Origin of the sequence: Streptomyces sp. URMC 129 (assembly GCF_051386415.1) — a bacterium.
Lineage (GTDB): Bacteria > Actinomycetota > Actinomycetes > Streptomycetales > Streptomycetaceae > Streptomyces.
The window spans coordinates 1-13,382 of sequence record NZ_JBPQTQ010000079.1; the positions used below are offsets into that span (position 1 = coordinate 1).

Annotated in this window: 11 protein-coding genes; 4 read left to right on the plus strand and 7 right to left on the minus strand. The window is 73.1% G+C overall.

Annotated elements, in window-relative coordinates:
* Positions 1–57: 57 nt before the first annotated feature.
* The 4 genes from ACSNOC_RS17315 to ACSNOC_RS17330 all read right to left on the minus strand — a co-directional run bounded on the left by ACSNOC_RS17315 (position 58) and on the right by ACSNOC_RS17330 (position 4,377).
* On the minus strand, positions 58–1,284 hold the full coding sequence (locus tag ACSNOC_RS17315) for an AAA family ATPase (protein WP_436748365.1): 1,227 nt from the start codon (positions 1,282–1,284) through the stop codon (positions 58–60).
* 16 nt (positions 1,285–1,300) lie between these two features.
* On the minus strand, positions 1,301–2,059 hold the full coding sequence (gene cpaB / locus ACSNOC_RS17320; protein ID WP_436748366.1) for a Flp pilus assembly protein CpaB: 759 nt from the start codon (positions 2,057–2,059) through the stop codon (positions 1,301–1,303).
* Between the two features lie 33 nt (positions 2,060–2,092).
* A complete protein-coding gene (locus ACSNOC_RS17325) occupies positions 2,093–2,974 on the minus strand; it encodes a hypothetical protein (RefSeq protein ID WP_436748367.1) in 882 nt (293 codons plus the stop codon).
* Between the two features lie 110 nt (positions 2,975–3,084).
* The gene (locus ACSNOC_RS17330; protein ID WP_436748368.1) at positions 3,085–4,377 is read right to left on the minus strand and encodes an alanine racemase; all 1,293 of its coding nucleotides are present in this window, start codon (positions 4,375–4,377) and stop codon (positions 3,085–3,087) included.
* A gap of 195 nt (positions 4,378–4,572) precedes the next feature.
* Here ACSNOC_RS17330 and ACSNOC_RS17335 point away from each other — a divergent pair, with 195 nt between their 5' ends.
* Positions 4,573–5,784 (plus strand): pyridoxal phosphate-dependent aminotransferase, encoded by a 1,212-nt coding sequence (locus ACSNOC_RS17335; protein WP_436748369.1) that lies wholly within the window; start codon positions 4,573–4,575, stop codon positions 5,782–5,784.
* Between the two features lie 76 nt (positions 5,785–5,860).
* On the opposite strand, the gene ACSNOC_RS17340 is transcribed toward ACSNOC_RS17335, so the two are convergent.
* Entirely contained in the window at positions 5,861–7,702 is a 1,842-nt protein-coding gene (locus ACSNOC_RS17340; RefSeq protein WP_436748370.1) for a phosphoenolpyruvate carboxykinase (GTP), read from the minus strand.
* A 141-nt stretch (positions 7,703–7,843) separates the two neighbouring features.
* Here ACSNOC_RS17340 and trhA point away from each other — a divergent pair, with 141 nt between their 5' ends.
* The 3 genes from trhA to ACSNOC_RS17355 all read left to right on the plus strand — a co-directional run bounded on the left by trhA (position 7,844) and on the right by ACSNOC_RS17355 (position 10,728).
* Complete coding sequence (gene trhA, locus ACSNOC_RS17345; protein WP_436748371.1) at positions 7,844–8,491, plus strand: PAQR family membrane homeostasis protein TrhA; 648 nt, start codon at positions 7,844–7,846, stop codon at positions 8,489–8,491.
* Positions 8,492–8,569: 78 nt separating this feature from the next.
* Positions 8,570–10,108, plus strand: a complete 1,539-nt coding sequence (locus ACSNOC_RS17350; RefSeq protein WP_436748372.1) for an MFS transporter — start codon at positions 8,570–8,572, stop codon at positions 10,106–10,108.
* Positions 10,105–10,728, plus strand: coding sequence for a TetR/AcrR family transcriptional regulator (locus ACSNOC_RS17355; protein WP_436748373.1), 624 nt, complete (start codon positions 10,105–10,107; stop codon positions 10,726–10,728). Before ACSNOC_RS17350 ends, ACSNOC_RS17355 begins: the two co-directional genes overlap by 4 nt.
* A 40-nt stretch (positions 10,729–10,768) precedes the next feature.
* On the opposite strand, the gene ACSNOC_RS17360 is transcribed toward ACSNOC_RS17355, so the two are convergent.
* Positions 10,769–12,769 carry a thioredoxin domain-containing protein gene (locus ACSNOC_RS17360; protein WP_436748374.1) on the minus strand — a complete coding sequence of 667 codons (2,001 nt, stop codon included), beginning with the start codon at positions 12,767–12,769 and terminating at the stop codon, positions 10,769–10,771.
* 27 nt (positions 12,770–12,796) lie between these two features.
* Entirely contained in the window at positions 12,797–13,297 is a 501-nt protein-coding gene (greA, locus tag ACSNOC_RS17365) for a transcription elongation factor GreA (RefSeq protein WP_436748375.1), read from the minus strand.
* Positions 13,298–13,382: the final 85 nt, after the last annotated feature.

Consider the following 13,382-nt stretch of genomic DNA (forward strand, 5'->3'; position numbering starts at 1 on the left):
GGCCTGAGATCCCGAGTCCACGCGCCCGACGAGGCCGCCGACACCGGCCCGCGGGTATCACAGCCGCCTGCCCCGGCGCCTGCCCGCTCCGGCGGCGGCCGGCTCCGGGGCGACCAGGCCCAGTTCGACGGCGAGCGCCCACATCGCGCGCCGCACGTGGCCGCGGGCGTCGAGGTCCTGGATGCGGCCCGCGTCCTGCGCCTCGTGCAACTCGCGGAAGCCCGCCGGGATCACGCTGCGGGCGACGTGCGTGCCGGTGATGCGGGCGATGAGCTGGGGCTGGATGTGGCTGGTCCGCCCGAGGCGGTTGACGACGGTGAGCGTGTCGGCGGCCTTGCGGATCCGCAGCCGGTCCCACATCCGGACCATGCGGTTGACGGCGCGGACGGAGATCACGTCCGGGGTCGTGACGAGGAGGGCCATGTCGGCCATCTCGACGGCCGCCGCGTTGGCGCTGTTCATGTGCGAGCCGCAGTCGACCACGACGACGTCGTAGCGCGACCGGACCGCCGTCAGCACCTGCCGGGCGGTGGCGTCGCTGACGTCCTCGCCGCGCTCCCCCTCGGCGGGCGCGATGAGCATGGACAGGCCGGTCTCGTGGGTGAAGACCGCCTCGGCCAGCACCTGCGGGGTGATGTCGGCGATGCCGGCCAGGTCCGCGACCGAGCGGCGGAACTGCACGTCGAAGTACGAGCCGACGTCCCCGCACAGCAGGTCGAGGTCGACCAGGATGGCGCCCCGTTCGAACGGCCCGGTGAGCTGCGCGGCCAGCGCGAGCTGGGTGGCCAGCAGGGTGGCGCCGACGCCGCCCTTGGCGCCGGAGACGGTGACGATCCGGCCGCCGGGGCCGGGCGCGGCGCTCTCGCCCGCGCCGAGGTGACGGCGCATCCCGGCCGCCCACTGGGCGGCGGCCAGCACCCGGGCGCCCAACTCGTCGTAGGACAGCGGCAGCCCGGCCAGGCCCCGGGCGCCGGCGTCCATGGCCGCCGAGTACAGCGCGGCGGTGGGCTCCGCCGAGACCAGCACCACGCCCACGGCCGGGAAGCGCAGGGCGACCTCGCGGATCAGCTCCAGGGCGGGCAGCGGTCCGATGCCCTCGTGGATCACCACCACCTCGGGCAGCTCGGCCACGGACGCGTGGGTGAGGGAGGCGAGGGTGTCCAGCAGCGTGCCGGAGTCCGGCACGGAGCGCATCGGCTCGCTGTCGGGGAGCTGACTCAGCAGGGTGATCAGGGAACGGGCGGTGTCCGGATCACCCACCGCGGGCAGAATGCGCGTCGTCATCGGTCCACCTGCTTCCTTAGGGGAGGACCCCGCCGAGTTCGGCGTGCGGATCGCCGAGGATGTCCCCAATGATGGTGTACGTCCGCTCGTCCTCCGGGATCTCCTGCTCGTCACCGGGGGCCACGAGCGCCAGCCGCACCTGCTCGGCGAACGCCTCCGCGAACGTGACGCGCTGCGCGTCGGTGTTGTCCAGGGCGAAGGTGATCGGGACGGCCTCGGTGACGCCGCTGTCGTCGTCCTCGACCTCGGTGAGGTCGCCGACCTCGATCACCTCGGCGTTGTTGACCATCAGCCGGACGATCTCGGTGGTCTCCTCCTCGTCGGCGTTGCCGGCGTCCTGCTGCCGGACCCGGTAGGCGGCGTACATGTTGATCGTGGCGCCCGGGTAGATCTTGCCGGCCACGCCCGTCGAGGCGTCGATCATCACGGCGATCTCCATCTGGCCCGGGTCCAGTTCGGGCCGCTCGGCCAGCATGTCGCTCTGGAGCAGCGACCCTTCGCGCAGCGGGCCGACGGCGACCCGGTCCTCGACGTCGTCCAGGTCGAGGACGGCCGACTCGGGTATGTACCGCTCGGGGATGCTGACTTCGCGGAGCTTGTCGGCCGTCACCGCCTCGTAGGGGTCGACGTCCTCGCTCAGTTCGTAGGCGGTGGTCTCGGGGCCGACCTTCGACTCGACGTCGTTGATCACCGCGAGCACCCCGGCGAACGCGCCGAGCGCGAGCAGCACCGAGGCGAGCAGCAGCAGCAGGCCGCGTCGCTGGCGAGCGTTCATGAAGCGTGTCTACCCTCTCCGTCGTGGTCGCTGTCATCCCGCGCCCGGGGCGAGTGCCCGGCGCCGCGACGTTCCTATCGCGCGCGGCGCGCGCTCCTGGGGCACCACGGGGGCCGAGCAGAACGCGCAGCGGTCGCCGATCAGCGTGAGGCCGCACCAGTGGCAGGCTTCCTGCCGCATCGAACTCACCATCTGGTAGAGCAGGGAGACGTCCGGTATGGCGGCGGCGAACTCCACCAGCTTGCCGGTGGCCCACCAGGAGGCCGACTCACCCGGCAGGTGCACCGGGTGCAGCGCCTGGACCTGCCACTGCCGGGCCAGCCGGCGGGTGACCCACGCGCTGTCCAGGGCGCCGGGCGCGTACGTGAGGGTGGTCGCGAACTGCGGTCCGGACAGGGCCACGTCGCCGTCGGCCCGGACGAGCTGGGGGGTGGGTCCGGCCAGCACGGCGCACTGGCCGCCGGGCTGCCGGGTGCCGTTGGCCGCCGGGAGGGCGACGGGCACCCGGTCCAGGCGGGTGCCGGAGCCGAGCAGCGCTCCCGCGTAGATGTAGTGGGCCAGCAGCCGGGCGGAGGCGCCCAGCACGCCGGGGGTGAAGTCGCAGGTGGAGAGCTGACGCAGCTGCCGGACCAGCACCGCCGTGCCCAGCGGCGGCAGGGCGCTGGGCAGCAGGGCGACGCGGTCGGACTCCAGCATGGCGCGCACGGAGTGCAGCCGCTGGACGTACGGCAGCGGGGTGGTGGTCGGGTACAGCACGATGACGTGCCCGTGACGGCTGAGCAGCTCGCTGATCTCGGCCAGCGCGGCCGGGAAGTCCTGCCGCTCCGGCGGGGTCAGCACGTGCGCGCCCGGCGTGTGCTGGTCGGTGGGCGGCAGCACGAGGTCGGCGCTGGTGACCGCGATGGCAATCGGCATGCCGCTCCCCCCGGGCCCTTGGACACCCGTCTCGTATGGTGACTCCGCCAGTTGGGCAGCTTATCGACTCCGCCGCGCGGGGGAACAGCACGGATCGGGGTCCGCCGGCCTCAGAAGAAGGTGCGGACGTAGTCGGTGACGGTGCCGTCCCCCGCGACGAGCGGGATCAGGGGCCACTTCTCGAAGATCGTGCACGGATGCGACATACCCAGCGCCACCCAGTCACCCACCTGTGGCAGCACCCCGCCCCCCGCGCCGACGCCCCCGGCCGGCGGGCCCTCGACGAAGGCGTGCTGATCGGCCAGCCTGGTGACGACGAGGCCGAATCCGCCGCGCACCCGGCCCGCCGCGGTGCGCACGGCCTGCACCTCCGGCAGGCCGAGGTCGTACGCCACGTCCCGCTTCCCGGCGTTGATCAGGGCCAGGGCGGGCTCGGGCCGGGAGACGACCTGCGCCCACAGCCGGAAGGCGGGGAGTAAGGAGCCCTCGAGCGGCGCCCGGTTGAACGGGGTGATCTCCCGGTACCGGCCGTCGTCGTGGCTGACGTACGCCCCGGCGCGCAGCATCTTCAGCACCGGCCTGGACAGCTCGGGCAGGGCGGTGAACGCCCCGGCCACCGCGTCGAACCAGGCGCTGCCGCCCGCGCTGAGGATGATCTCGTCGACCCCGGCGAACCGGCCCGCCTTGTCGAACTCGACGGCCAGCGCGCACAGCGCGTCCAGCCAGCGGCGCACCGACACGGCGTCGGCGTCGGGGATCTCGCCCTCGTACCCGGCGACGCCCACCAGCCGCAGCGTCGCGGCGCGGGCGACCGCGTCGGCCACGGCCGTCGCCTGCGGCACGTCCCGCACACCGCCGCGCCCGCCGGGCACGCCCAGCTCGACCACGACGTCCAGCGGGCGGCGGGCCCCGGCCGCGCGCAGCGCCGCGTCCATCAGCTCCACGCCGCGTGGCGAGTCGGCATAGCACACACAGCGGAAGCCGGGGTCGGCGTCCAGCTCGCCGGCGAGCCAGGCGAGGGCGGCGCGGTCGACGACCTCGTTGGCGAGGAAGATCCGCGGCACGCCGAACGCCCGCGCCACGCGGGCCTGGTGCGGCACGGCGACGGTGATGCCCCAGGCGCCGTGGTCGAGCTGGCGCCGGAAGAGGCCAGGCGCCATCGAGGTCTTGCCGTGCGGGGCGAGCACCAGGCCGTGGCGCCCGGCGAACCGCTCCATGCACGTCAGGTTGTGTTCCACCGCCTCGGCGGACAGGGTGAGGACCGGGGTGGTGAACCCGCCGGTGTACAGGTCCCGCCGCTCCGCCGCCAGCTCCCCGACCGTGCGCCCCACCGCGTCGGGCGGCAGCCCCTTGAAGCGGTGGTCGACGATCTCGTCGGCGAGCGTGTCGAAGGCGGTGGGCATGGCGACTCCGGGTGGCCGAGCGGCATCGGGCGGGTGGGCAACGGGACCCCCGACCCTACCTAGCACCGGGTAGGACGATGGTCAACGGAGTGCGATCGCCGGGCCGGGCCGCAGCGCGGGGGCGGCGCGGCCCCCGCCACCCCCGTGGGCGAAAACACAAGGCGCGCCGCGTTACACGGCCGTAAGGTTGCGGGCATGCAGGTGATCCAGTCGGCGAAGCTCGCGAATGTCTGTTACGAGATCCGTGGTCCGGTGCTCGAAGAGGCGCAGCGGCTCGAAGCGGCGGGCCACCGCATCCTGAAGCTCAACACGGGGAACCCTGCGGCGTTCGGCTTCGAGTGCCCGCCGGAGATCCTGGAGGACATCCTCCGCAACGTGGCCACCGCCCACGGGTACGGCGACGCCAAGGGCCTGCTCTCGGCCCGCCGCGCGGTGATGCAGCACTACCAGACCAAGGGCATCGACCTGTCGGTCGAGGACGTCTACCTGGGCAACGGCGTCTCGGAGCTGATCCAGATGTCGATGCAGGCGCTGCTGGACGACGGCGACGAGGTGCTCGTGCCGGCCCCGGACTACCCGCTGTGGACCGCCTCGGTGGCGCTGGCGGGCGGCACGGCCGTGCACTACCGCTGCGACGAGGGCGCCGACTGGATGCCGGACCTCGCCGACCTCGAGCGCAAGATCACCGACCGGACCAAGGCGCTGGTGATCATCAACCCGAACAATCCGACCGGCGCCGTATACGACGCGGAGATGCTGCGGCAGCTCACGGAGATCGCCCGGCGGCACCGGCTGGTGGTGTGCTCGGACGAGATCTACGACCGGATCCTGTACGACGGCGCCGTCCACACCCCGACCGCGGCCATCGCGCCGGACCTGCTGACGCTGACGTTCAACGGCCTGTCGAAGAACTACCGGGTGGCCGGCTTCCGCTGCGGCTGGCTCGCGGTGTGCGGCCCCAAGGAGCACGCGGCGAGCTACATCGAGGGTCTGACGATCCTGGCCAACATGCGGCTGTGCGCCAACATGCCGGCGCAGCACACGGTGGCCGCCGCGCTCTTCGGCCGCCAGTCGATCGAGCAGCTCGTGCTGCCGGGCGGCCGGATCAAGGAGCAGCGGGACGTGGCGTACGAGAAGCTGATCAGCATCCCGGGCGTGACGTGCGTGAAACCCAAGGGCGCGCTGTACGCGTTCCCGCGCCTGGACCCGAAGGTCTACAAGATCAAGGACGACCGGCAGATGGTCCTCGACCTGCTGCGGGCGGAGAAGATCATGATCGTGCACGGCACCGGGTTCAACTGGCCGGAGCCGGACCACTTCCGCATCGTGACGCTGCCGCAGGCGAGCGAGCTGGCCGACGCGGTGGAGCGGATCGGCCGCTTCCTGGACGGCTACAACCAGTACTGACCGCGGGCGGTTCTCCCGGCCCGCGCGCGCCGCCTCCCGGACGGGCCCCGCACGCCGTTGTACGGGGCCCTTCCCTTCAGCCCAGCCGGTCGAGCCGTTCCGTCAGGGCCCGGTATTCGTCCCACAGCTCCTGGGGAGTGTGGGTGTCGAAGGTGCGCAGGTGCTCGGGGATCAGGGCGGCCTCCTGGCGCCAGATCTCCGGGTCGACCTCCAGCAGGAACTCCAGCTGCTCCCGGGTGATGCCCAGGCCCTCGGTGTCCAGGGCCTCCGGGGTCGGGAGGATGCCGATGGGGGTCTCGACGCCTTCCGCCCGGCCTTCGAGCCGCTCGACGATCCACTTGAGCACGCGGATGTTCTCGCCGAAGCCCGGCCACACGAAGGCGCCGTCGGCGTCCTTCTTGAACCAGTTGACGTAGTAGATCTTCGGCAGCTTCTCCGGGTCGCCCGCCCGCGCGCCGGTCTTCAGCCAGTGGGCGAAGTAGTCGCCCATGTGGTAGCCGCAGAACGGCAGCATGGCGAACGGGTCGCGGCGCAGCTCGCCCACCGTTCCCTCGGCCGCCGCCGTCTTCTCGGAGGCGACGTTGGCCCCGAGGAAGACGCCGTGCTGCCAGGAGAAGGACTCGGTGACCAGCGGCACCGCGGTGGCGCGGCGCCCGCCGAAGAGGATGGCGGAGATCGGCACCCCGGCCGGGTCCTCCCACTCGGGGGCGATGGTCGGGCACTGGGCCGCCGGGACCGTGAACCGGGCGTTGGGGTGCGCCGCGGGGGTCCCGGAGTCGGGGGTCCAGTCGTTGCCGCGCCAGTCGGTGAGGTGGGCGGGCGGGTCGTCGGTCATGCCCTCCCACCACACGTCGCCGTCGTCGGTGAGGGCGACGTTGGTGAAGACGGAGTTGCCCCACAGGGTGCGCATGGCGTTGGCGTTGGTCTTCTCGCCGGTGCCGGGTGCGACGCCGAAGAAGCCGGCCTCGGGGTTGATGGCGCGGAGCCGGCCGTCGTCGCCGAAGCGCATCCAGGCGATGTCGTCGCCGACGGTCTCGACCTTCCAGCCGGGGAGCGTCGGCTGGAGCATCGCCAGGTTGGTCTTGCCGCAGGCGGAGGGGAACGCCGCGGCCACGTACGTGGCCTCACCACGGGGCGGGGTGAGCTTGAGGATGAGCATGTGCTCGGCCAGCCAGCCCTCGTCGCGGGCCATGACGGAGGCGATGCGCAGGGCGTAGCACTTCTTGCCCAGCAGCGCGTTCCCGCCGTAGCCGGAGCCGAAGGACCAGATCTCGCGGGTCTCGGGGAAGTGCGAGATGTACTTGACCGGGTTGCACGGCCAGGGCACGTCCTTCTGGCCCTCGGCCAGCGGGGCGCCGACGGAGTGGACGGCTCGCACGAACTGTCCGTCCTCACCGAGCTGTTCCAGCACCGCGGTGCCCATCCGGGTCATAGTGCGCATGGCGACGGCGACATACGCGGAGTCGGTGATCTCGACCCCGAGGGCGGAGAGGGGCGAGCCCAGCGGGCCCATGCAGAACGGCACCACGTACATGGTCCGGCCGCGCATGGAGCCCCGGAAGAGCCCCTCGCGGCCGGTGAAGATCTCCCGCATGTCGGCGGGGTCCATCCAGTGGTTGGTGGGCCCGGCGTCCTCGGGGCTCTCGGAGCAGATGAAGGTGCGGTCCTCGACCCGGGCGACGTCGGTCGGGTCGGATGCGGCGTAGTACGAGTCGGGCCGCTTCTCAGGGTTGAGCCTGACGAAGGTGCCTTGGGCCACGAGCTCCGCGCAGAGGCGGTCGTATTCCTCCTGGGATCCGTCGCACCAGACCACCTGGTCGGGTTCGGTCAGCGCGGCGATCTCTTCCACCCAGGCGATGAGCTTGTGGTGTCGGGTCGGGGCGTTGGCGGCGACGGGAGCGGCTGATATCAGCGTCACGTTCGCTCCAGAGGGTTGAGGGTTTTACGTGCGAGTCGCTCATCCGTCGGGATTGAGCGCTCATCTGATACTGCCGCCCTTTCTCTTCTGTGTCTAGTTGGGCTCATGTGAGCGCAACCCGGCGGTCGCTACGATCTGCCCATGACCCTGTCGGCAAAACCCCGGTTGCGTGGCTGGCTGCACGCCGGCATGTTCCCCGCGGCGCTGATAGCCGGCGTCTTCCTCACAGCGCTCGCCGAAAGCCCCCGGGCCCGCGTGGCCTGCGCCGTCTACACCCTGACCGCCTGCCTGCTCTTCGGCATCAGCGCGCTCTACCACCGCGGCACGTGGTCGCCCCGCGTCGCGGCCGTGCTGCGACGGCTGGATCACGCCAACATCTTCCTGATCATCGCCGGCACCTACACCCCGTTCACGATCCTGCTGCTCGACGGGGCGCGGGGGCAGCTCCTGCTGTGGGGCATCTGGGCCGGCGCCGTCGCCGGCATCGCCTTCCGCGTCTTCTGGGTCGGCGCCCCGCGCTGGCTCTACACCCCCTGCTACATCGCGCTGGGCTGGGCGGCCGTGTTCTTCCTGCCGGACTTCCTGCGGGCCGGCGGGCCGGCGGTGATGGTCCTGGTGCTCGCGGGCGGCCTGCTCTACAGCGCCGGCGGCGTGATCTACGGGCTCAAGCGCCCCGATCCCTGGCCGAAATGGTTCGGCTTCCACGAGCTGTTCCACTCGCTGACCCTGGCCGCCTTCGTCGTCCATTACGTCGGAATATCGCTGGTCGCCTACCGTCCGGTCACCTGACTCTGCCACGCCCCCGCAATGACTCACTTTTGAGAGCCACTACCATTTAGGGGCGGCTCTCGGAGGTGTGTCTTGGACGTGGACCCACGGCTCGGCCCGCGCCGCTGGTGGGCCCTGGGCGCGCTCGCCGTCGCCACGGTCATCCTGGGCATGGATATGACCATCCTCAGCGTGGCCCTGCCGTCCATCGCCGCCGACCTGAAGGCCGGCACCGGCCAGCAGCAGTGGATGGTCGACGCCTTCCTCGTCGTCTTCGCCGCCGTCATGCTCCCCGCCGGACTGGTCGGCGACCGCTTCGGCCGCCGCCGCACGCTGGTCGCCGGACTGACGGTGATGCTCGCCGGCTCCGTCCTGGCGGCCCTCGCCGGCGGCCCCGGCCTCGTCGTCGCCGGGCGCGCGGTGATGGGCCTGGGCGCCGCGCTGGTCAGCCCGCTGACGATGGCGGTACTGCCCGCGCTGTTCGGACCGGCCGAGCGTGCCAAGGCCATCGCCGTCCTCACCGCGGCGTTCACCGCCGGCCTGCCCCTCGGCCCGCTCCTCGGCGGCCTGCTCCTCGACCGCTTCTGGTGGGGCTCGGTCCTCCTGGTCAACGTGCCGCTCGTCGCCGTCGCCCTGGTGGGCTGCGCGCTGCTGCTGCCCGAGAGCAGGGAGCACGGCGCGCCGCGCGTCGACGTCCTCGGCGCCGCCTGCTTCGCGGGCGCGCTCGGCGCCCTGGTGTGCGGCCTGATCGAGGGACCGGCCCGCGGCTGGGGCGACCCGCTGGTCCTGGCGTCCTGGGCCACCGCGCTTCCGCTGCTGTTCCTGCTGGTCGCCCGGGAACGGCGGCGGGAGAACGCGCCGCTCGGGCTCGGCCTGCTGCGCGAACCGGTCTTCGGCTGGAACGCCCTGATCGGCGCCCTCATCGGCTTCATCCTCTCCGGGCTGATCTTCCTGCTCCCCCAGTACCTCCAGGTGGTCCGCGGCCACGACGCGTTCGGCACCGGACTGCGGCTGATGCCCCTGCTGGCCGGGGTGCTCGTCGCGGCCCGTGGCTGCCAGCCGCTGGTGCGGCAGTTCGGGCCGCGCGGCATCGTCGCCACCGGGCTCGCGCTGCTGTCGTTCGCCGGGATCCAGGGCAGCACCACCGAGGTCGGCTCCGGCTACGGCCTCACCGCCATCTGGCTCACCGTCACCGGGCTGGGCGCCGGGCTGGCCCTCGTCCCGGCCACCGACGCGGCGCTCGCCGCGCTGCCGCCGGACCGGTCCGCCACCGGCTCGGGCCTGGTGATGACCCTGCGGCACGTCGGCAGCGCCATCGGCGTCGCGTTCCTGGGGAGCCTGCTCGCCCAGGCCTACCGGGACCGCCTCGACACCGACGGCCTGCCGGCCCGGGCCGCGGAGACCTCGCGCGAATCGGTGGTCACCGCGCACGCCGTCGCCCGGCACACCGGGCTGAGCCGGCTGGCCGACTCCGCCAACTGGGCGTTCACGCACGGCATGACCGTGACGCTGTACGTCTGCTCCCTCGCCGCGCTCGGCGGGGCCCTGCTGGCCGGACTGCTGCTGCCGCAGCAGCGGCGGGCGGACAGGCCGGGGGTAACGACCCTGGCAGCGGCCGAGGGAGATGCCCGAGAATGACCCGCATGCCCTCCGTCCCCGCCGCCAAGGCCGGCCTTCGCGAACGCAAGAAGATCCGCACCCGGCAGGCGATCCGCGGCGCGGCGTACCGGCTGTTCGCGGAGCAGGGCTACGACGCGACCCGGGTGGACCAGATCGCGGAGGCCGCCGAGGTCTCGCCCAGCACCGTCTTCCGGTACTTCCCGACCAAGGAGGACATCGTCCTGACGGACGAGGAGGACACGGTCCTGGAGAGCGCCCTGCGCGCCCGCCCGGCCCACGAGCCGCCGCTGACGGCCCTGCGCGAGGCGATCCGCACGGCGCTGAACCAGGCGTACGGGACGCCGCAGGCGCTGTCCGAGGTCCGGGTGCGGATGCGGCTGGTCGCCACCGTCCCGGCGGTTCGGGCCCGCCTGGACGAGAGCATGGCGGCCTCCGGCCGCGTCCTGGCCAAGGCCCTCGCGGACCGCCTGGGCCGCTCCCCCGACGAGCTGGAGATCCAGGTCTTCATCAGCGCCGCCCTCGGCGGCCTGCGCGCGGCGCTGATGTACTGGGTCGCCCATGACCTGCGGGACGACCTGACCGACGTGATCGACCGCGCGGTCGCCGTGCTGCGGACGAACCTGGTGGACGCGGACTGACCGGCCGCCGACCGGGCCGCCCGCGGCGGGCGCCGGGCGGTCAGCGGAGCTGTGCCGCCAGCTCGGCCGGGCTGGTCGTCGGGGCCGAGCAGACGAAGCCCCGGCAGACGTAGGCCGTGGGACGGCCGTCGCGCAGGGGGCGGTTCGCCAGCAGGGGCGGGGCGCCGGGGGCGTCCGGCTCGCCGAGGGCGATCACCGCCCCGGGGGCCGTCGCGGTCAGCGCCCTCCGGTGCAGCTCCGCGGTCGCCGGGTCGTGCGCCGGGCCCACCACCGCCACCTCGCGCGGGCCGTCGAGGGCCGCCTCCGCCACGGCCAGGCCCCAGCCGATGAAGCGCGGCGCGCGCGGGCCCAGGGCGGTGACGATGCCCAGTGCCCGTTCGGCCGCCGCGCGGTGCCGGCCGCTGCCGGTGTACGCGGCGTACGACAGCAGCGCCCCGGCCGCCGCCGTCCAGCCGGACGGCGTCGCGCCGTCGGTCGGGTCCTGCGGGCGGCGGATCAGCTCCTCCGCGTCGTCCGCCGTGTCGTACAGCGCGCCGTCCTCGCCGGTGAACCGCGTGAGCACCGTCTCCAGCAGCGTCCCCGCCCGGTCCAGCCACGGCCGGTCGCCGGTCACCGCGTACAGCGTGAGGAAGCCCTCGGCGACGTCGCCGTAGTCGTCCAGCACGCCCGCGCTCGGCCCGGCCCTGCCGTCGCGCGAGGTGCGCGTCAGGCGGCCGTCGGCGCCGAGGTGGACGCGGGCCAGCAGCTCGGCGGCGTCCGTGGCCGCCGCCACCAGGTCGGACCGGTCGAAGCAGGCGCCGGTCTCGGCCAGCGCGGCGATGGCCAGGCCGTTCCACGCGGCCACCACCTTGTCGTCCCGCTCCGGCCTCGGCCGCCCGTCGCGCGCGGCCAGCAGCCGCTCGCGCAGCCCGGCCGGCGGCTCGGCGCCCGGCAGCCGCAGCACGGAGGCCCCGCCCTCGAACGTGCCGGTCTCCGTCACGCCGTACACCGCGGCGGCCTCCGCCGCCCCGGCCGCGCGCAGCTGCTCCGGCGTCCACACGTAGAACGCGCCCTCCGCGTGGCCGCCGCCCTCCGGGCGCTCGCTGTCGGCGTCCAGCGCGGAGGCGAAGCCGCCCTCGGGGGTGCGCAGCTCCCGCACCAGGAAGTCCGCCGTCTCCAGCGCGACGCGGCGGGCGAGCACCGAGCCGGTGGCCCGCCACAGGTGCGTGTAGACGCGGCCGAGCAGCGCGTTGTCGTACAGCATCTTCTCGAAGTGCGGCACGGTCCACGTCGCGTCCACCGCGTACCGCGCGAAGCCGCCGCCGAGCTGGTCGTAGATGCCGCCGCGGGCCATCGCCTCGCAGGTCGCCTCCACCATCCGCAGCGCGTCGGCCGAGCCGGTGCGCGCGTGGTGGCGCAGCAGGAACTCCAGCGCCATGGCCGGCGGGAACTTCGGCGCCCCGCCGAACCCGCCGTGCGCCGCGTCGAACTCGCCGTCCAGCGTGCTCACCGCCACCGCCAGGTCCTCCGCGCCGGGCGGACCGGGCGCGTCGTACGACAGCCGCCGGTCCGCCAGCTCGCGCGTGATCTGGGCGGCGACCTGGGCGACCTCGCCCCGCCGGTCGGTCCAGGCCGTGTGCACGCCCTCCAGGAGCTGCCCGAACGACGGCATGCCCGAGCGGGGCTCGGGCGGGAAGTAGGTGCCGAAGTAGAACGGCTCGCCGTCCGGGGTCATGAACACGGTCATCGGCCAGCCGCCCTGGCCCGTCGCGGCCTGGACGGCGTCCATGTACACGGCGTCGACGTCGGGGCGCTCCTCGCGGTCCACCTTCACGGGGACGAAGTGGGCGTTCAGATACGCCGCGACCGTCTCGTCCTCGAAGCTCTCGCGAGCCATGACATGGCACCAGTGGCAGCTGGCATACCCGACGCTGAGCAGGACGGGCACGTCCCGCCGCCGCGCCTCGTCGAACGCCTCGGGGCGCCACGGCCACCACTCGACGGGGTTGTCCGCGTGCTGAAGCAGATAGGGCGAGGTCTCGGCGGCGAGTCGGTTGGCCATGAGTCCATCCTGCACCGCGCGGCGGGCTCAGGCCGCCTGGTACGGCTTGGCCTCCAGCACCTTCACGCGGGCGACACTGCCGTTGGGCAGCGTGTACTCGGCTTCCTCGCCGACCTTCTTGCCGTTCACGCCGCTGCCCAGCGGGGACTGCGGCGAGTAGGTCTCGATGTCCGAGGTGGCGAACTCGCGCGACGCCAGCAGGAACGTCATCGTGTCGTCGGCGTCGCCGTCGAAGGCGATCGTCACGACCATGCCGGGCGCCACCACGCCGGTGTCCGCGGGGGCCTCGCCGACCTGCGCGCTCTCCAGGAGCTGGGTGAGCTGGCGCACGCGCGCCTCCATCTTGCCCTGCTCCTCCTTGGCCGCGTGGTACCCGGCGTTCTCCTTGAGGTCGCCCTCTTCACGCGCCTGCTCGATCTTCTTCGCGATCTCGACGCGAGCGGGACCCGACAAGTGATCCAGCTCGGCCTTGAGCTGGTCATACGCCTCCTGGGTCAGCCAGGTGACAGTGTCGCTGGTCTGCGTCACAGGTGCTCCTCGGATCATGAGAGAGGGGAACAAAAACAAGGCGCCCGACCCGGACTCGGTGCGCTCCTGGGCGGGCGTGACATCG